This is a genomic window from Mesorhizobium sp. WSM1386, from assembly GCF_055901595.1.
In genome coordinates this window covers 3,938,260-3,956,205 of sequence record NZ_CM148373.1, presented here as the reverse complement: position 1 = coordinate 3,956,205, position 17,946 = coordinate 3,938,260, and the positions used below count along the sequence as shown (strand labels likewise).

Sequence of the window (17,946 nt, the reverse complement as noted above, 5' to 3'; positions counted from 1 at the left end):
TGGGGTAGCGTGTCCGATGATTCCGGATGTACCTTGAGGCAATGGTGAGCGCGATGGGATTCGAACCCATGACCTACTGATTAAAAGTCAGTTGCTCTACCGGCTGAGCTACGCGCTCCCGCGGGCTCGAAAAGGCCGCCCTCGAAATTGCGCGGAACATAGGGAGAGTGCTTCGGCCGGTCAACCGGAAAAAGCGGGCCTGCGAACCTGTCAAGCGCTGCCAGTTGCGGCACCGTGGGGGCGCTCCTGACCTCTGCCCGCCAGCGGCTGCCGATGCGGGGGAACAAATCCCCTGCGCCGACCGTTTTCGGCCTACAGGGACGTCCGCCAATCCTTCGAGGAGAAGACCGATGAACAGAATCCTATCCGGCGTGATTGCAGCTACCCTTTCGGCCACATTTGTTGCGGCGGAAGTGGTGCCGGTCAACGCTGCAACTGCCTATGTACCCCTATCCCAGACCGCAGCGCCCGATGTGCAGACAGTGCAGTACCGCGAGTGGAGGAGAAACCGCTCCTTTGACCGCAATTTCTCGCGCAACCGCAGCTTCAGCCGCAATGGCGGCATGTATTGGAATGGCCATCGCGGATATCGCGAATACCGTCGCGGCTATCGGCGTCACGGCGACTACTGGTTCCCGCTCGCGGCTTTTGCCACCGGAGCGCTGATCACCGGCGCGATCGTCAACAGCGAGAACAACCGCGTCTATGAAGGCAATGCCCATGTGCAGTGGTGCTACGACCGCTATCGCAGCTACCGCGCTTCGGACAACACGTTCCAGCCGAACTACGGTCCGCGTCGGCAGTGCCGTTCGCCCTATTGATTTGCGGGTGATTAAGTAGCTGACGAGCAGGCCCGTGCCAGAACTGGCGCGGGTCTTCTCTATCGAAACGGTGTCAGCCTGCCCATTTGACGCTCTTCAGAATAAGAAAAAGCGCACCGCCTTCACCACGCGGCGATCGGTACGCTCCAAGGGCATCGCAAATTCGAACCGCCGCCGCCGTCAATTCCCAGCCGAGCACTTCCAGGTCATTATCCGCATCTCTCACGTAAGACTGAGCCAGCTCGTTAATGCTGTTTTTCTCGCCGAAGGCTCGAACCAGCTTTGCGTCGCTGAGAACATCGTCGGGCAAATTCGAATTTGCCCAGGCCCACAGCCAGTTATCTGCCTTGGCGCTCGTGGAGCCGGCAATCTGGATCTCGGCGATCACCTTGACCGCCCCCTCCTTGGAGAACAGAAGCCTTCCTGTCGTCATGTCATAGTCGTAGCGAGACCAGTGGCCGAGCTGGAAGTCTTTCTCCAAGCGGTCATTCTTGGCATTCAGTTGTTCGATAGCCTCGTCGCGCCAAGCAGGATACCAGTCTGGCTTCATTTCCCCTCGCCCCACTAGACAATCGGTTATGGCACACTCAGCGTCCTGCGCACAGCATCGCGCCAGCCTGCGAGTTTGGCTGAGCGTATGGAGCTATCCATGTCCGGCTGGAAGCGCCGCTCGAGCGCCCAGCTTTTCCCAAACTTCTTGGCATCCGGCCACACGCCCGCCTTCGAGCCGGCGAGCCAGGCCGCCCCCAGCGCCGTGGTCTCCAGAATGGTCGGGCGGTCGACCGGCGCATCGAGGATGTCGGCCAGGCGCTGCATGGTCCAGTCCGATGCAACCATGCCGCCATCGACCCTGAGCACCGTCTTGGCCGCGCCGCCCTTCCAGTCCTTGCGCATGGCGTCGAGCAGGTCGCGCGTCTGATAGGCAACCGATTCAAGTGCGGCCCGCGCAAACTCCGCCGGACCGGAATTGCGGGTTAGGCCGAAGATGGCGCCGCGCGCTTCGGCGTCCCAGTGCGGCGCGCCGAGCCCGACGAAGGCCGGCACCAGATAGACGTTTTGCGAGGGATCGGCCTCAGCCGCCAATTTGCCGCTCTGCTCGGCCTTGCCGATCACCTTGATGCCGTCACGCAGCCATTGCACGGCCGCACCGGCAATGAAGATGGAGCCTTCCAGCGCATAGGTCGTCTTGCCGTCCAGCCGGTAGGCGATGGTGGTCAACAGCCGGTTCTTCGAACGGACCAGATCGCTGCCGGTGTTGAGCAGCGCGAAGCAGCCGGTGCCATAGGTCGACTTCATCATGCCCGGCTCGAAGCAGGCCTGGCCGATGGTCGCGGCGTGCTGGTCGCCGGCAACGCCGAGGATCTTTATCTCGGCGCCGAACAGCCCTTTCTCGGTAGCGCCGTAGTCGTCGGCGCAATCCTTCACCTCGGGCAGCATCGCGGCGGGGATGCGCAGGATCGAAAGCAGTTCCTCGTCCCAGACATTCTCGGCGATGTTGTAGACCAGCGTGCGCGAGGCGTTGGTGGCATCGGTGGCATGGACCTTGCCGCCGGTCAGCCGCCAGATCAGGAAACTGTCGATGGTGCCGGCCAGCAACTCGCCCTTCTCCGCGCGTCGCCTCGCCCCTTTCACCTTGTCGAGCATCCAGGCGATCTTGGTGCCCGAGAAATAAGGATCGAGCAGCAGGCCGGTCTTGCGGGTGAATTTCTTCTCCAGCCCCTGCTTCTTGAGCTTGTGGCAGAGCGGCGCGGTGCGGCGATCCTGCCAGACGATCGCATTGTGGATCGGCTTGCCCGTCGCCCTGTCCCAGATGACGACGGTCTCTCGCTGGTTGGTGATGCCGATGGCCGCGACATCCGAAGCAGCGCGGCCGGCCTTTTTCAGCGCGGCCTTTACCGTTGCCACGACACTGCTCCAGATTTCCTCGGGATCGTGTTCGACCCAGCCGGAGGCCGGATAGTGCTGAGTGAATTCCTTCTGCCCGGAGCCGGCGACTTTCATCTGGCCGTCGAACAGGATCGCACGGGTCGACGTCGTACCCTGGTCGATCGCCAGCACAAAACCACTCATCCCAACGTCCTCCGTCTTGATACAAAGAAGGGAGACGGCAACGCGCCGCCTCCCCTAATTTCACACGGGCGCGAGCGCCCGCATAGACAGTCTTACTTCTGCCAGCTCTTCACCAGTTCATCGTAGTTGATGGTGATCGGCTTTTCCTTCTCGTTCTCGATCTTCAGCTGAGGCGCGAGATTGCCCTTCTTGACCGCGTCGGCGTTCCAGTAGGCGAGGTCATGCTCTTCGGCCATCTTCGGGCCGATATCGCCCTGGACGCCCGACTTCTCGATGCGGCTCATGACCTTTTCCTGCTCGCCGCAAAGCGAGTCCATCGCTTCCTGCGCCGTCTTGGCGCCTGACGACGCGTCGCCGATCGCCTGCCACCAGAGCTGCGCCAGCTTCGGATAGTCAGGCACGTTGGTGCCGGTCGGCGACCACTGGACACGGGCCGGCGAACGGTAGAACTCGATCAGACCGCCGAGCTTGGGTGCGCGTTCGGTGAAGCTCTTGTCGTGGATCGTGCTCTCGCGGATGAAGGTCAGGCCGACATGGCTCTTCTTCACGTCGACGGTCTTCGAGGTGACGAACTGCGCGTACAGCCAGGCGGCCTTGGCGCGGTCGGTCGGCGTCGACTTCATCAGCGTCCAGGAACCGACGTCCTGATAGCCGAGCTTCATGCCGTCCTTCCAGTAGACGCCATGCGGCGACGGCGCCATGCGCCACTTCGGCGTGCCGTCATCGTTCAGCACCGCCTTGGCGCCGGCATCGACCATCGAAGCGGTGAAGGCGGTGTACCAGAAGATCTGCTGCGCAACCGCGCCCTGCGCCGGGACCGGTCCGGATTCGGAGAAGGTCATGCCCTGGGCTTCGGCCGGAGCGTAGGCCTTCAGCCAGTCGAGATACTTCTGGATCGAGTAGACGGCGGCTGGACCATTGGTGTCGCCGCCGCGCGCCGTGCAGGAACCGACCGGACGCGAATTCTCGTCGACCTTGATGCCCCATTCGTCGACTGGCAGGCCGTTCGGGATGCCCTTGTCGCCATTACCGGCCATCGACAGCCAGGCGTCGGTGAACCGCCAGCCGAGCGACGGGTCCTTCTTGCCGTAGTCCATGTGGCCATAGACCTTCTTGCCGTCGATCTCGCGGCCGGTGAAGAACGCGGCGATGTCTTCATAGGCCGACCAGTTGACCGGCACGCCGAGGTCGTAGCCGTACTTGGCCTTGAAGTCGGCCTTGTTCTTTTCGTCGTTGAACCAATCGTAGCGGAACCAGTAGAGGTTCGCGAACTGCTGGTCGGGAAGCTGATAGAGCTTCTTGTCGGGCGCAGTCGTGAACGATGTGCCGATAAAGTCCTTCAGATCGAGGTTCGGGTTGGTGACATCCTTGCCCTCACCCGCCATCCAGTCGGTCAAATTGCGCACCTGCTGGTAGCGCCAGTGGGTGCCGATCAGGTCGGAATCGTTGACCCAGCCGTCATAGAGGTTCTGGCCGGTCTGCATCTGGGTCTGGATCTTCTCGACGACGTCGCCTTCCTGGATGACGTCATGCGTGATCTTGATGCCGGTGATGGCGGTAAAGGCCGGCGCCAGCACCTGCGATTCATACTGGTGCGTGGCGATAGTTTCGGAGACGACCTTGATGTCCATGCCGGCGAACGGCTTGGCAGCGTCGATAAACCACTGCATTTCGGCTTCCTGATCGGCGCGCGAGAGCGTCGAAAGTGGGCCAATCTCTTTGTCCAAAAAGGCTTTTGCCTCATCCATCCCGGCGTAGGCATTGCCCGCACCGAGCAATAGGACAAGCGCAGTCGTCGATGTTAGAAATTGCCGTCGCATTGTGTTTCCTCCACATTTTGAAAATATTTCAAGTGCGATCTGAAGCGGCCGCCGGTACGCGGCCGCTTCAACAGTTTCCCCCTCTATACATAGCGGAACACGCCGACGGCGTAGACCACGGAGAGAGCGAGAGCCCACCACAGGTTGGGTCCGACAAGACCCAGCCAAGCGAGATGGATAAAGGCGCTGCCAAGCAGCGACAGGAAAAGACGGTCGCCGCGCGTCGTCTCGAAGCGCAGCACGCCGACGCGCGGATTGCCGCCCGGCGAGGCGTATTCCCACGCCGCCATGCCGCAAAGCAGCAGCAGAATGGTTGCGAAGAACGCCGCCGTCGGCCACGTCCACGCCATCCAGGTGAGGTCGAAATTCATGATCATACCCTCCCCAGGGCAAAGCCCTTGGCGATATAATTTCGGACGAACCAGATCACCAGCGCGCCGGGGATCAGCGTCAGCACGCCGGCAGCGGCGAGCAGGCCCCAATCCATCCCGGCGGCCGAAACCGTACGCGTCATGGTGGCGGCGATCGGCTTGGCATCGGTGGTCGTCAGCGTGCGCGCGATCAGCAATTCGACCCACGAGAACATGAAGCAGAAGAAGCAGGCGACACCGATGCCGCTGGCGATCAGCGGCATGAAGATCTTTACGAAGAAGCGCGGGAACGAATAGCCGTCGATATAGGCGGTCTCGTCGATCTCCTTCGGCACGCCCGACATGAAGCCCTCGAGGATCCACACCGCCAGCGGCACATTGAACAGGCAGTGCGCCAGCGCGACCGCGATATGCGTGTCGATCAGCCCGAATGCCGAATAGAGCTGGAAGAACGGCAGCGCGAACACCGCCGGCGGCGCCATGCGGTTGGTCAAAAGCCAGAAGAACAGATGCTTGTCGCCGAGGAAGCGGTAGCGCGAAAAGGCGTAGGCCGCCGGCAATGCCGCCGCCACCGAAATCACCATGTTCATCACCACATAGGTGATCGAGTTGATGTAGCCGGAATACCAGGACGCATCGGTGAAGATGGTGACGTAGTTGGCGAGTGTCGGCGCGTGCGGGTAGAGCGTCAGCGACGAGACGATCTCTGCATTGGTCTTGAAGCTCATATTGATGAGCCAGTAGATCGGCAGCAAAAGCACGATGATGTAGAGTGTCGGCACGATCCACCACCAGCGCGATTCCTCGCCGCGCCGGCGCATGCGCCGATCGATTTCGCTCTGCGACAGCGCGCTTGAGAGCCCTTCCGAAACCTGGCTCACCCGATCACGCTCCGTCGTCGTCTCGTTGGCGCGGCCCATCTCAGCGCTCCGCGTCGTAGTTGGTCATCACGGTGTAGAACACCCATGACAACAACAGGATGATCAGGAAGTAGACCAGCGACATGGCCGCCGCCGGCCCAAGGTCGAATTGGCCAAGCGCCGTTTTGACAAGGTCGATCGACAGGAACGTCGTCGAATTGCCCGGCCCGCCGCCGGTGACGACAAAGGGTTCGGTGTAGATCATGAAACTGTCCATGAAGCGCAGCAGCACGGCGATCAGAAGCACGCGCTGCATCTTCGGCAACTGGATGTAGCGGAACACCGCCCAGCGCGAGGCGCCGTCGATCTTGGCCGCCTGATAGAAGGCATCCGGGATCGACACCAGCCCGGCGTAGCAGAGCAGCACGACGAGGCTGGTCCAGTGCCAGACATCCATGATGATGATGGTGACCCAGGCGTCATAAGGATCCTGCACATAATTATAGTCGATGCCGAGCGCATTGACGTAGTAGCCGAGCAGGCCGATGTCGTTGCGCCCGAACACTTGCCAGATGGTGCCGACGACATTCCACGGGATCAGCAGCGGCAGTGCCATCAGCACCAGGCAAACCGGCACGCCCCAGCCCTTCTTCGGCATGTTGAGCGCGATGAAGATGCCGAGCGGCACTTCGATGGCCAGGATGATGAAGGAGAAGATCAGGTTGCGGCTCATCGCCTCCCAGAAGCGGCTCGACGAGAGCAATTCCTCGAACCATTCCGTTCCGGCCCAGAAGAAGACGTTGTTGCCGAACGTGTCCTGCACCGAATAGTTGACGACGGTCATCAGCGGGATGACGGCCGAGAATGCCACCAGCACCAGCACCGGCAGCACCAGGAACCAGGCCTTGTTGTTCCAGGTCTTGTCCATCTATGCCCCCATCTCGACGCGCCGCATCTCAACCAGCCAGGAATCGGCGTAGATGTTGATGCCGGCCGGATCGAACCGCACTTTCGGTTCTGCCGGCACGGTCTCGTCCTCGCCGATGACCGCCGCGATGTCGCGGCCTTCCAGCTTGGCGCGCACCACCTTGTGGCGACCAAGATCCTCCACCTTGCTGATGGAAACGGCCATTCCGTCGCGGCCGAGCCTGACATATTCGGGACGAATGCCGAGCTCGACACCACCGCTGGCTGTCTTGGGTATGCCCGGCAATTCGATGCGCTGCGAGCCGAGCGTCGCCGTCTTGCCATCGATCGCCACCGGCATGACGTTCATGCCGGGCGAGCCGATGAAATAGCCCACGAAGGTGTGGCGCGGCCGCTCGAACAGTTCCGCCGGCGTGCCGATCTGGACGATGCCGCCGTCAAACATGACCACCACCTGGTCGGCGAAGGTCAGCGCCTCGGTCTGGTCGTGCGTGACATAGACCATGGTGTAGCCGAAGCGGCGGTGAAGCTGCTTGAGCTGCGAACGCAGCACCCACTTCATGTGCGGATCGATGACGGTCAGCGGCTCGTCGAACAGGATGGCGTTGACGTCGGAGCGCACCAGGCCGCGGCCGAGCGATATCTTCTGCTTCTGGTCGGCGGTCAGGCCCCTCGCCTTCTTCTTGGCCCATGACGCCAGGTCGATCATCTCCAGCGTCTCGCGCACCTTGCGGTCGACATCGGCCTCCGGCACGCCGCGATTGCGCAGCGGGAAGGCCAGGTTGTCGTAGACGGTCATGGTGTCGTAGATGACCGGGAACTGGAACACCTGCGCGATGTTGCGCTCCTGCGTCGACAGGGTGGTCACGTCCCTGCCGTTGAACAGCAACTGGCCGTGCGAGGGATGCAGCAGGCCCGAAATGATATTGAGCAGCGTGGTCTTGCCGCAGCCGGAAGGCCCGAGCAGCGCATAGGCGCCGCCGTCCTCGAAGGTGTGGTGCACTTCGCGCAGCGCGAAATCGGCATCGGTGCGCGGGTTCGGCAGGTAGGAATGCCTGATGTGGTTGACGTCGATGCGCGCCATATCGCCCTCCCTATGCCGCCAGCTTCGGCGCGGTCACGGCGCGGCCGTGCTCGTCGAAAACCATGATGTGACGCGGATCGATGAACACCTCGACCACCTCGTCGGTCTCGAAATCGCGGATGCCGTGGGCCAGCATCACCCACCGCGCATCGGCGAAATCGAGATGGACGAAGCTTTCAGAACCGGTGATCTCGGTGATGGTGACCTTTGCCCGCACCGGCACGGCAACGGCATTGGGCCGTTCTAGCGACAGATGGTGCGGTTGGAAGCCGATCGTGTAATTGCCGTCGGCAATGCCGACGAGTTCGGCAGGCACCGGCAGCTTCACCCCGCCCTCGAGCAGGAAATCGGCACCTTTCTTGGCCAGCACGATGGTGTTGAGCGGTGGATCGGCGAAAGTCCTGGCCGTCACCAAGTCGACCGGCTTGCGGAACACATCGATGGTCGGCCCGAACTGGGTGATCTGGCCTTCCGACAGCGTCGCGGTGTTGCCGCCGAGCAGCAACGCCTCGTGCGGCTCGGTCGTGGCGTAGACGAAGATAGTGCCGGCGGCGGCAAATATCCTCGGCAGTTCGGCGCGCAATTCCTCGCGCAGCTTGTAGTCGAGATTGGCGAGCGGCTCATCGAGCAGCACCAGGCTGGCATTCTTGACGATGGCACGCGCCAATGCGGTGCGCTGCTGCTGCCCGCCCGACAGGTTGAGCGGCGTGCGATCGAGATAGGGCGTCAGTTTCAGCAGTGCGGCGGCTTCCCGCACCTGGCTGTCGATCCTGGCCTGCTCGATGCCGGCCACCCGCAGCGGCGAGGCGATGTTCTCATAGACCGTCATCGCCGGGTAATTGATGAACTGCTGGTAGACCATGGCGATCTTGCGCTTCTGGACCGGCATGCCGGTGACATTCTGGCCGTCGAACCAGACCGAGCCGGAAGTCGGCACATCGAGGCCGGCCATCAGCCGCATCAGGCTGGTCTTGCCTGAAAGCGTTGGGCCGAGCAGGACGTTGAGCGAGCCGTGCTGAAGCGTCAGCGACACATCGCGGATGTGCTCGATCGCACCCACTGTCTTGGTGACGTTCCTCAGTTCCAGCATGACGCCTCCTCCCAGGCTTTCCGCATCAGCTCAAAACCTCTTCATTCAGCGGCCGCGACGTGCCGCCGGCTTATGCCACGCATGAATTCATCGAGTACGGAAACCTGCTCGCGGCCAAGATGCAGGCCGCGTTTGGTCCGCCGCCACAGCACGTCTTCCGCCGTAATAGCCCATTCGTTTTCAACGAGATAGCGCACTTCGGCCTCGTAGAGGTCGCCGCCGAAGTTGCGGCCGAGATCGGCATTCGATTTGGCAAGGCCAAGCAGGATCTGTGCACGGGTCCCGTAAAGCCTGGTCAGCCGGCGGGCAAGGCGCGCGTCGAGGAACGCGTAGGCCACCTTCAGCTTCGCCACCTGCGCGTCGAAACCGGTGGCGGGGAAGTCGCCTCCCGGCAGCGGCGCGTTGGCGGTCCATGGCTTTCCGCGCTTGCCGAGAAAACCCTCGATCTTTTCCAGCATCGATTCCGACAGCCGGCGATAGGTGGTGATCTTGCCGCCGAAAGCATTGACGATCGGGGCCGCGCCGTCGCCGCCATCGGCCTTCAGCACATAGTCGCGTGTTGCTTCCTGCGCCTTGGAGGCGCCGTCGTCATAGAGCGGGCGAACCGCCGAATAGGTCCAGACGATGTCCGAGCGCTTTACCGGTTGCGCGAAATACTCGCTGGCCGCGGCGCAGAGATAGTCGATCTCGGTGTCGCTGATCTTCACGTCGTGCGGATCGCCGGGATAATCCCGGTCGGTGGTGCCGATCAGAGTGAACTCTTCCTCGTAGGGAATGGCGAAGATGATGCGGCCATCCCTGTTCTGGAAGAAATAGGCGCGCGGATCGTCGAATTTCTTGGCGATGACGATGTGGCTGCCCTGCACGAGGCGGACATTGTGGACATCGTTCTGGCCGACGACGCCGGACAGGACATGGTCGACCCATGGACCGGCGGCATTGACCAGCAGCCTTGCCTTGATCTCCTCGGTCTCGCCCGTCTGCAGGTTCTCGATCTTGATCGCCCAGGTGCCGCCTTCGCGGCGCGCGCCGATCACCTTGGTGCGGGTTCGGATCGTCGCTCCCCGGTCGGCGGCATCGCGCGCGTTGAGCGCCACCAGGCGTGCATCATTGACCCAGCCATCCGAATATTCGAAGGCCTTCTTGAACAAGGGCTTCAAAGGCTTGCCTGCCGGATCGCTCGCCATGTCGAGCGTCCTGGTCGCCGGCAGCAATTTGCGCCCGCCAATATGGTCGTAGAGGAAAAGGCCGAGCCGGATCAGCCAGGCCGGGCGCAGGCCCTTGGCATAGGGCAGCACGAAGCGCATCGGCCAGATGATGTGCGGGGCGTTCTTCCACAGAACCTCGCGTTCCATGAGCGCCTCGCGCACCAGGCGAAATTCGTAGAATTCGAGGTAGCGCAGCCCGCCATGGATCAGCTTGGTCGAACCGGAGGATGTTCCGCTGGCGAGATCGTTCATCTCGGCGAGAAAAACCGAAAAGCCACGACCGACGGCATCGCGGGCGATGCCGCAGCCGTTGATTCCGCCACCTATGACGAAAATGTCACGGATTGAAGATGCGTCCACTTAGTTCCTCCACGATTTCGCATTGCACCATTTTGGGTCTTTTGCGAAACCGTGGTGGAATTATTTCGAACTGATAACGAATGTCAAACGAAATATCACGAGCCTGTGAGACGGCTGTGAAACCTCTTAGCCGAGCGACGTCTCGATCAGCTGAACCTCTGCCTCCTGGCAGATCTTGCGCACCGAAGGGATGTCGCAGCGATCGGTGATGAAGGTGTTGACCTGCGACAGATGGCCAATGCGCACAGGCGCGGTGCGTTCGAATTTGGTCTGATCGGAAACCAGGATGACATGCCTTGCGTTGGCGATAATCGCCTGCGCCACCTTCACCTCGCGAAAATCGAAATCGAGCAAGGCGCCGTCATGGTCGATCGCCGAGGCGCCAATCACCGCATAGTCGACCTTGAACTGCTTGATGAAATCGACCGCCGCTTCACCCACGACACCGCCATCGGAGCCGCGCACCACCCCGCCGGCAATCACCACCTCAATCGAAGGATATATGCGCATCCTATTGGCAACATTTATGTTATTGGTGATCACCATGAGACCGTTGTGGTCGAGCAAAGCCTTGCTGACCGACTCGGTCGTGGTGCCGATGTTGATGAACAGCGAAGCGTTGTCGGGGATCAGCTTGGCCGCCGCGCGTCCGATCGCTTCCTTCTCTTCGGCGGCAATCTTGCGCCGCGCCTCGTACTCCATGTTCTCTATGCCCGAGGGAAACAACGCGCCGCCATGGATGCGCGAAAGCAGCCGCTGGTCGCAGAGGTCGTTGAGATCCTTGCGGATGGTCTGCGGCGTCACGTTGAAATGGGTTGCCAGGTCGTCGACCAGCACGCGCCCATTATCCTTGGCCATCTGGACGATTTCGGCATGGCGCGGCGACAAATACATTTAGGCAAGCTCCCGTTTTCGTTTTTCTTGAGCATAGTTGAAAACGAAACCGATGAAAAGGCACAAGCCGGCTAACGAAAATCATATGATCGCAAAGGCAAACTCCTGCGCAATCAAGAACAGCCTTGATTAGGACATGGCGCGCGCGACTTCGGTGATGACCGCGAAAGCCGCATCGACGTCGCCAGCCGTCGCCTCGAACTGACCCACCTGGAAGCGGATCGCCACCCGCCCGTCGACCCTCGTCTGCGTCAGGTAGATGCGGCCGTCGTCGTTGATCGCATTGACCAGCCGCAGATTGTGTTCGTCGGAATCGACGCCCGGGGCCGCCTTGTGCCGGAACGAGAACAGCGAGAGCATCGGCTGGCTGACGATCTCGAAATCCGCCTCTGTCGCCAGCCGCGCTGCGAGGCCTTCGCTCCAGGCGACATGGTTGCGGATCATCGTGCGCAGGTTTTCCAGCCCGTGGGCTCGCAGCAGGAACCACAATTTCAGCGCGCGGAAGCGCCGGCCGAGCGGCACCGACCATTCGGAGTAATTGATGATGCCGTCGTGACCATGGGTCTTCAGATAGTCCGGCTTGATGGCCAGCGTCCTGACATGGCTTTCGGGATCGCGCAGGAACTGGATGGAACAGTCGAATTGCGCGCCCAGCCATTTGTGCGGATTGAAGACGATCGAATCGGCGCCTTCGACGCCGGTCCAGAAATGCCGGTACTCGGGACAGATCATTGCCGACCCCGCCCATGCCGCATCGACATGGAGATAAAGCCCGTGCCGCCGCGCCACCTCGGCGACCGCGGCAATATCATCGGTACCGCCGGTGCTGGTGCCGCCAACGCAAGCGATGATCCCCGCCGGCAGCATGCCGGCTTGCCGGTCCGCGATAATCGCCGCTTCGAGAGCCGAAGTATCCATGGCGCGAAAACGGCCGGCGACCGGAATGCGCACCAGATTGTCCTCGCCGATACCCGACACCCAGATCGCCCGGTCGATGGAGGTGTGTACCTGGTCGGAGGAATAGATGCGCAACCGCGCCTGCCCGGCCAGCCCCTTTTTGTTGCCTTGCCAGTCCAGCGCCCGTTCGCGCATGGTCAGCACCGCGTTCAGTGTCGCCGACGAGGCCGAATCCTGGATCACGCCGGAAAAACCCTGCGGCAGGCCGAGCGCCTGGCGCATCCAGTCGACGGTGCGCGTTTCGAGTTCGGTCGCCGCCGGCGAGGTCTGCCAGAGCATGCATTGCGCGGCCATCGCCGACACCAGGTACTCCGCCACCACCGAGACCGGCGCGGCGTTGGCCGGGAAATAGGCGAAGAAACGCGGATGCTGCCAATGCGTCATCCCCGGCACGATCTTCTCCTCGAAATCGGCGAAGATCCTGTCCATCGGTTCCGCGTCTTCGGGCGGCGAGGCTTCTATGCTCCTGAAGATGTCGCCCGGCTCGACCAGCGGCCGCACCGGCCGCTCGCGCAAATTGTCGCGATAGTCGGCGCCCCACTCGGCGGCGCGTTGCGACCATCGCCGGAAATCATTGTTGTTCATCCTGTCCTCCCGACACGATCGCAATGCCGGCACCCTTCGTCCGGCTTTCAAAACCCATTACTAATTAACATGTGAAGCATATGCAACGGCTGATGCCCGCCGCACGCGCCCTAGCCAGGAAAATCCGGCAGGCTGGCAAAGGCCGTCTTCAACGCATTCGACCAGCCATCGGAGATCGTGCGATAATACTGGTCGTCCTGGCCGATCCGCTTCCTCAAACCGACCTTGAAGGCATCATTCTCCAGGAAAAGCAGGTCGAGCGGCAGGCCGACCGACAGGTTCGACTTCAGCGTCGAATCGAAGGAAACCAGCAGCAGCTTCACCGTCTCGGCGAGGCTCATCGTCCGCTCATAGGCGCGGATGATGATCGGCTTGCCGTATTTGGTCTCCCCGATCTGAAAGAACGGCGTGTCGTCGGTGGACTCGATGAAATTGCCCTCGGGATAGATCATGAACAGCCTGGGCGGGCTGCCCTTGATCTGGCCGCCCAGGATGAAGGAGGCGTTGAAATAGGAATCAGCCTTCTCGCCCGCTGGCGAAGAGTGCGCGATCACTTCCTTGACGGTGTCGCCGACCAGCCGCACCGTCTGGTACATGGACGGCGTTTCGAGCAGCGTCGCATGGCGGTCCGCCACGGCCTTCGTGCGCTCGTCCAGCAGGCTGACCACGGCCTGCGTCGTCGCCAGATTGCCGGCCGACATCAAAACGATGACGCGCTCGCCGGGCTCTTCCCAGACATGCATCTTCTTGAAGGTCGAGATCGAATCCATGCCTGCATTGGTGCGCGTGTCCGACATGAACACGAGCCCGCGATCGATCTTGAGGCCGACGCAATAGGTCATGGAATCTCTTCTGGCACCAATCCTTGCGGGATTACTGCTCTACCGTGACGGTGACCGCAAGCAGTTCTTCCGCCTGTCCCAGGCGAATTCCCGACACCGGCGAGGCGTCGCGATAGTCGCGACCGGTGGCCACCTTCACATAGCGCTCGTCGGGAGAGATACCGTTGGCTGGGTCGAAGGCAACCCAGCCGAGGCCCGGGACATGGGCTTCGGCCCAGGCGTGGCTTGCCGCCTGCTCGACAGCGGCGTCCATCATCAGATAGCCGCTGACATAGCGGGCCGGAAATCCCATCGCACGCGCGGCGGCGGCGAAGATATGGCCATGGTCCTGGCAGACCCCGGTCTTAAGCGCCAGGGCTTCTTCCGCCGACGTCGTCGCGTTGGTGGTCCCCGGCGTATAGGCGACGCGTTCGCAGATGATGGCCATCAGCCGATGCAGCCTTTCGATGTCGGTCCCCTTGCCGACGGTCTCGGCAAGATCGCGAATGCCGTTGCCGATCGTGGTCAAGGACGTCTCCTGCGCGAACAGCCAGAGCGGCGCGAAGCCCTGGTGTGGTCCGCATACGCCTGATGTATCGCGCGTCACCACCTCGCCGGACGCCTCGACAGTGATGAAGTCGCGGTCACCCTCGACGCTCAGCAGCCTGGTATCGTTGCCGTAGTGATCGGTAAATCGCACTTCCTCGCGCGCGCCTTCGATCTTCAGCGCCCAGGACAGCACCGTCTGCGTCGGCCCGCTCACCGGAAGCAGCCGCAGCCTCTGGAGCAGATATTGCACCGGCGCATCGTAGCGGTATTCCGTCCGGTGAGTGATCTTGAGCCGCATGGGGTCATTTTCCGTTTGTAAGCATGATCTTGTCCGCAAACCGGTTTCCACTTTGCGGGATCATGCTCAATAAAACCGGTAATCCTGCGCGATCTCGTCGCCGAGCCTGGTGTTGTCGCGAATGAACCCCGCCAGGAACTCGTGCAGGCCGGTGTCGAATATATCCTTGATCGATCCGGCCCTCAGCATCGCCTGTGTTTTGTCCGCCGTGGCATGGCAGGCATGCCGCTCGCCATAGTCGTCGCCAAGAAATTTCAGATGCTCCGACAGGAAGCGATAGCAGAAGGTCAGCGAACGCGGCATGCGCACATTGAGGATCAGGTAATCGGCGATGTTGGTCGGCTTGTAGTCGGCGTCGTAAACCCAGCGGTAGGAGCGATGCGCCGACACCGAGCGCAGGATCGATTCCCACTGGTAGTTGTCGAGTGTCGAGCCGACCCAGGAAATCGACGGCAACAGCACGTAATATTTCACGTCGAGGATGCGCGCCGTGTTGTCGGCGCGCTCGACATAGGTGCCGAGCTGCGAAAAATCGAAAATCTCGTTGCGCAGCATGGTGCCGTAGAACGAGCCTCGGATCAGCGCCGTCTCGCGCTTGATCGCGTCGAGGACGCTCGGCAGGTCGCGCTCGTCGATCGGCCTTGCCAGCATCCGCTTCAGCGCCATCCAGGCTTCGTTGATGCTTTCCCATGTCTCGCGCGTCAGCGCGGTGCGCACCATGCGCGCATTGTTGCGGGCCGTCTCGATCGACGACATCGTGCTCGAAGGGTTCGACGTGTCGCGAAGCAGGAAATCGGAGACATTGGCGGCCGTATAGTCCTGGTATTTCTGCGTGAAGGTGACATCCGAGCCGGCGCTGAGCAGCACCGAATTCCACTCTTCCGAAGCGCTCTGGGTGCGGGTCAGCGCCATGCGCAACCCGGCATCGACCAGCCGCGCCATGTTTTCAGCCCGCTCGATATAGCGGTTCATCCAGTAGAGCCCGTTGGCGGTGCGGCCGAGAAGCATGGGAGGCCCTTCGGGCTAGTGAGTAGGGAATAGTGAGTAGAGAATAGTAAGTGCTTGCATCTCAATGGAATATGGCATTTCCCGGTCCCCTCTTCTACTCACTACTGACTATTCCCTACTGCCTACTGCCTACTGCCTACTGCCTACTGCCTATTCGCTCTCTCAATCATCCAGCACCCAGGTGTCCTTCGTGCCGCCACCTTGCGAGGAATTGACCACCAGCGAGCCTTCCTTCAACGCGACGCGCGTCAGCCCGCCGGGTACGATCTGGATGCGGTCGGACACCAGCACGTAAGGTCGGAGATCGACGTGGCGCGGCGCCAGGCCCTTGTCGGTCAGGATCGGACAGGTCGACAGCGCCAGAGTGGGCTGCGCGATGTAGTTGGAAGGTTTTGCCGCCAGCTTCTTGGCGAAATCCTGGCATTCCTTTTTCGTCGCCGCCGGCCCGACCAGCATGCCGTAGCCGCCCGAGCCGTGCACTTCCTTGATCACCAATTCGTGGATATGCTCGAGCACGTATTTCAGGCTGTCCGCTTCCGAACAGCGCCAGGTCGGGATGTTGCCGAGGATCGCCTTGCGGCCGGTGTAGAATTCGACGATCTCGGGCATGTAGGAATAGATCGCCTTGTCGTCGGCGATGCCGGTGCCCGGCGCATTGGCGATGGTGATGTTGCCGGCACGATAGACATCCATGATGCCTGGCACGCCAAGCGCCGAATCCGGCCGGAAGGTCAGCGGGTCGAGAAAGGAATCATCGACACGGCGGTAGAGCACGTCGATCTGCTTGTAGCCCTCGGTCGTGCGCATCGCGACATGGCCGTCGACCACGCGCAGATCCTGCCCCTCGACCAGCTGCACGCCCATCTGGTCGGCGAGAAAAGCGTGTTCAAAATAGGCGGAATTGAAACTGCCGGGCGTCAGCACCGCGATGGTCGGCGCACCCTTGGTGCCTTGCGGGCGAACCGCCGCCAGCGACTGGCGCAGAAGCTGCGGATAGTTCTCCACCGGCCGCACCTTGATCTTCTGGAACAGCTCGGGAAACAGCTGCATCATCGTTTCGCGGTTCTCCAGCATGTAGGAGACGCCGGAGGGTGTGCGCGCATTGTCCTCCAACACGTAGAATTCGTCCTCGCTGATGCGGACGATGTCGACACCGATGATATGGGTGTAGACGCCGGCCGGCGGCCGAACGCCGATCATTTCCGGCAAAAACGCCTCGTTCTTGGCGATCAATTCCCTGGGAACGCGGCCGGCTCGGAGGATTTCCTGCCGATGGTAGATATCGTCGAGAAAGGCGTTCAGCGCCTGCACGCGTTGTTCGATGCCTTGCGTGAGGCGGCGCCACTCATTGCCTGAAATAATGCGTGGGACGATATCGAAAGGGATCAGCCGTTCGGAAGCTTCCTGCTCGCCATAGACGGCGAAGGTTATGCCGGTCTTGCGGAAGACGCGTTCGGCGTCCTGCATCTTCTCGGTAAGTCTGGCTGGATCCTGCTCCTTCAGCCAGCGATCGTAAGCCGAATACGGTCTTCTCAATCCGGAGACTTCCGGAAGCATTTCATCGAACGCTGGCAATCGCGTACTCCCCTGTGACACCATTTCACTGGCGTCGCTGGAGAAAATCAAGCGCAATCGGTGATTTGGGGGAAGCGGGCGATCAGTATCTTGCGGCTGCCTAAAATTCAGGCAGCCTAAATATGACCTTGATCAGCCTTTGCCTCCTGCCCGGGCAACAGCGTTTGGCGGCTAGAATGCGCGGAAGGTGACGACGGTGAAGGTATCCTTGATGCCGGGGAGAATCTGCACCTTCTCGTTGACGAAATGGCCGACGTCTTCCTCATCGTCGACATAGAACTTGGCGAGCAGATCGTAGTTGCCGGCGGTGGAGTAGATCTCCGAGGCGATCTCGGCATCGGCAAGCGCGCTGGCAACCTCATAGGATTTGCCCAGCTCGCATTTGATCTGCACGAAAAACGCCTTCATGGCTTCGTCCCGCTAAACGTCCAAGTCCAAGCGGCCCTTCTGGCAGACTGGAGGCGGGCTTTCAAGCGTTGGAATCCAACCTTAGCCGGCCCGAGCCTTGGCCGCAGCTTCCGGTAGCTCGGTTATCGTCTTTGCGAATATTCGCAATCGCTGAAACCGCGATATGCCGCGGAGCGTATATTATGATGCGTCTTCGGACAGCGATTTTGAGGGAAGCCCTTTTCGAGGGACAACGGAGAC

Annotated in this window: 17 protein-coding genes and 1 tRNA gene; 1 reads left to right on the top strand and 17 read right to left on the bottom strand. The window is 61.3% G+C overall.

What is annotated here, in order from left to right; all coding sequences use genetic code 11:
• Positions 1 to 42 precede the first annotated feature (42 nt).
• Positions 43 to 118 (bottom strand) — tRNA-Lys (locus tag AC0NIH_RS19370).
• Between the two features lie 232 nt (positions 119 to 350).
• Here AC0NIH_RS19370 and AC0NIH_RS19365 point away from each other — a divergent pair.
• Complete coding sequence (locus AC0NIH_RS19365; protein ID WP_023764875.1) at positions 351 to 821, top strand: BA14K family protein; 471 nt, start codon at positions 351 to 353, stop codon at positions 819 to 821.
• 73 nt (positions 822 to 894) lie between these two features.
• On the opposite strand, the gene AC0NIH_RS19360 is transcribed toward AC0NIH_RS19365, so the two are convergent.
• The 16 genes from AC0NIH_RS19360 to AC0NIH_RS19285 form a co-directional block, all read right to left on the bottom strand.
• Positions 895 to 1,371 (bottom strand): DUF6882 domain-containing protein, encoded by a 477-nt coding sequence (locus AC0NIH_RS19360; protein ID WP_473460389.1) that lies wholly within the window; start codon positions 1,369 to 1,371, stop codon positions 895 to 897.
• A gap of 26 nt (positions 1,372 to 1,397) precedes the next feature.
• Positions 1,398 to 2,891 carry a glycerol kinase GlpK gene (gene glpK / locus AC0NIH_RS19355; RefSeq protein WP_473460391.1) on the bottom strand — a complete coding sequence of 498 codons (1,494 nt, stop codon included), beginning with the start codon at positions 2,889 to 2,891 and terminating at the stop codon, positions 1,398 to 1,400.
• 92 nt (positions 2,892 to 2,983) lie between these two features.
• Positions 2,984 to 4,711, bottom strand: a complete 1,728-nt coding sequence (locus tag AC0NIH_RS19350; RefSeq protein ID WP_023764872.1) for an ABC transporter substrate-binding protein — start codon at positions 4,709 to 4,711, stop codon at positions 2,984 to 2,986.
• Between the two features lie 83 nt (positions 4,712 to 4,794).
• A complete protein-coding gene (locus AC0NIH_RS19345; RefSeq protein ID WP_023764871.1) occupies positions 4,795 to 5,082 on the bottom strand; it encodes a DUF2160 domain-containing protein in 288 nt (95 codons plus the stop codon).
• A gap of 2 nt (positions 5,083 to 5,084) precedes the next feature.
• Entirely contained in the window at positions 5,085 to 6,002 is a 918-nt protein-coding gene (locus tag AC0NIH_RS19340; RefSeq protein ID WP_023764870.1) for a carbohydrate ABC transporter permease, read from the bottom strand.
• A gap of 1 nt (position 6,003) precedes the next feature.
• Complete coding sequence (locus tag AC0NIH_RS19335) at positions 6,004 to 6,870, bottom strand: carbohydrate ABC transporter permease (RefSeq protein WP_023764869.1); 867 nt, start codon at positions 6,868 to 6,870, stop codon at positions 6,004 to 6,006.
• Positions 6,871 to 7,953 (bottom strand): ABC transporter ATP-binding protein, encoded by a 1,083-nt coding sequence (locus AC0NIH_RS19330; protein ID WP_023764868.1) that lies wholly within the window; start codon positions 7,951 to 7,953, stop codon positions 6,871 to 6,873.
• A 10-nt stretch (positions 7,954 to 7,963) separates the two neighbouring features.
• Positions 7,964 to 9,043 carry an ABC transporter ATP-binding protein gene (locus tag AC0NIH_RS19325; RefSeq protein WP_224687947.1) on the bottom strand — a complete coding sequence of 360 codons (1,080 nt, stop codon included), beginning with the start codon at positions 9,041 to 9,043 and terminating at the stop codon, positions 7,964 to 7,966.
• A gap of 41 nt (positions 9,044 to 9,084) precedes the next feature.
• Entirely contained in the window at positions 9,085 to 10,611 is a 1,527-nt protein-coding gene (gene glpD / locus AC0NIH_RS19320; protein ID WP_473460394.1) for a glycerol-3-phosphate dehydrogenase, read from the bottom strand.
• Positions 10,612 to 10,737: 126 nt separating this feature from the next.
• Positions 10,738 to 11,505: a DeoR/GlpR family DNA-binding transcription regulator gene (locus AC0NIH_RS19315; RefSeq protein ID WP_023764865.1), complete on the bottom strand. Its 768-nt coding sequence runs from the start codon at positions 11,503 to 11,505 to the stop codon at positions 10,738 to 10,740.
• Between the two features lie 129 nt (positions 11,506 to 11,634).
• Positions 11,635 to 13,047 carry a pyridoxal phosphate-dependent decarboxylase family protein gene (locus AC0NIH_RS19310; RefSeq protein WP_473460396.1) on the bottom strand — a complete coding sequence of 471 codons (1,413 nt, stop codon included), beginning with the start codon at positions 13,045 to 13,047 and terminating at the stop codon, positions 11,635 to 11,637.
• Between the two features lie 110 nt (positions 13,048 to 13,157).
• The gene (locus tag AC0NIH_RS19305; RefSeq protein WP_013895309.1) at positions 13,158 to 13,889 is read right to left on the bottom strand and encodes a proteasome-type protease; all 732 of its coding nucleotides are present in this window, start codon (positions 13,887 to 13,889) and stop codon (positions 13,158 to 13,160) included.
• A 31-nt stretch (positions 13,890 to 13,920) separates the two neighbouring features.
• Positions 13,921 to 14,715 carry a transglutaminase family protein gene (locus tag AC0NIH_RS19300; protein ID WP_023764863.1) on the bottom strand — a complete coding sequence of 265 codons (795 nt, stop codon included), beginning with the start codon at positions 14,713 to 14,715 and terminating at the stop codon, positions 13,921 to 13,923.
• 66 nt (positions 14,716 to 14,781) lie between these two features.
• On the bottom strand, positions 14,782 to 15,723 hold the full coding sequence (locus AC0NIH_RS19295) for an alpha-E domain-containing protein (protein WP_473460398.1): 942 nt from the start codon (positions 15,721 to 15,723) through the stop codon (positions 14,782 to 14,784).
• 162 nt (positions 15,724 to 15,885) lie between these two features.
• Positions 15,886 to 17,298 (bottom strand): circularly permuted type 2 ATP-grasp protein, encoded by a 1,413-nt coding sequence (locus tag AC0NIH_RS19290; protein ID WP_224687950.1) that lies wholly within the window; start codon positions 17,296 to 17,298, stop codon positions 15,886 to 15,888.
• Between the two features lie 171 nt (positions 17,299 to 17,469).
• Entirely contained in the window at positions 17,470 to 17,706 is a 237-nt protein-coding gene (locus AC0NIH_RS19285) for an Lrp/AsnC family transcriptional regulator (RefSeq protein WP_010909609.1), read from the bottom strand.
• Positions 17,707 to 17,946: the final 240 nt, after the last annotated feature.

Excerpts from the sequence above, each read along its gene's own strand:
- AC0NIH_RS19365 (WP_023764875.1), top strand. The coding sequence starts at position 351 with ATGAACAGAATCCTATCCGGCGTGATTGCAGCTACCCTTTCGGCCACA.
- AC0NIH_RS19345 (WP_023764871.1), bottom strand. The coding sequence starts at position 5,082 with ATGAATTTCGACCTCACCTGGATGGCGTGGACGTGGCCGACGGCGGCG.
- AC0NIH_RS19295 (WP_473460398.1), bottom strand. The coding sequence starts at position 15,723 with ATGCTTCTCGGCCGCACCGCCAACGGGCTCTACTGGATGAACCGCTAT.
- AC0NIH_RS19305 (WP_013895309.1), bottom strand. The coding sequence starts at position 13,889 with ATGACCTATTGCGTCGGCCTCAAGATCGATCGCGGGCTCGTGTTCATG.
- AC0NIH_RS19285 (WP_010909609.1), bottom strand. The coding sequence starts at position 17,706 with ATGAAGGCGTTTTTCGTGCAGATCAAATGCGAGCTGGGCAAATCCTAT.
- AC0NIH_RS19310 (WP_473460396.1), bottom strand. The coding sequence starts at position 13,047 with ATGAACAACAATGATTTCCGGCGATGGTCGCAACGCGCCGCCGAGTGG.
- AC0NIH_RS19300 (WP_023764863.1), bottom strand. The coding sequence starts at position 14,715 with ATGCGGCTCAAGATCACTCACCGGACGGAATACCGCTACGATGCGCCG.
- AC0NIH_RS19315 (WP_023764865.1), bottom strand. The coding sequence starts at position 11,505 with ATGTATTTGTCGCCGCGCCATGCCGAAATCGTCCAGATGGCCAAGGAT.
- AC0NIH_RS19360 (WP_473460389.1), bottom strand. The coding sequence starts at position 1,371 with ATGAAGCCAGACTGGTATCCTGCTTGGCGCGACGAGGCTATCGAACAA.
- AC0NIH_RS19340 (WP_023764870.1), bottom strand. The coding sequence starts at position 6,002 with ATGGGCCGCGCCAACGAGACGACGACGGAGCGTGATCGGGTGAGCCAG.
- AC0NIH_RS19335 (WP_023764869.1), bottom strand. The coding sequence starts at position 6,870 with ATGGACAAGACCTGGAACAACAAGGCCTGGTTCCTGGTGCTGCCGGTG.
- glpK (WP_473460391.1), bottom strand. The coding sequence starts at position 2,891 with ATGAGTGGTTTTGTGCTGGCGATCGACCAGGGTACGACGTCGACCCGT.
- AC0NIH_RS19330 (WP_023764868.1), bottom strand. The coding sequence starts at position 7,953 with ATGGCGCGCATCGACGTCAACCACATCAGGCATTCCTACCTGCCGAAC.
- AC0NIH_RS19325 (WP_224687947.1), bottom strand. The coding sequence starts at position 9,043 with ATGCTGGAACTGAGGAACGTCACCAAGACAGTGGGTGCGATCGAGCAC.
- AC0NIH_RS19350 (WP_023764872.1), bottom strand. The coding sequence starts at position 4,711 with ATGCGACGGCAATTTCTAACATCGACGACTGCGCTTGTCCTATTGCTC.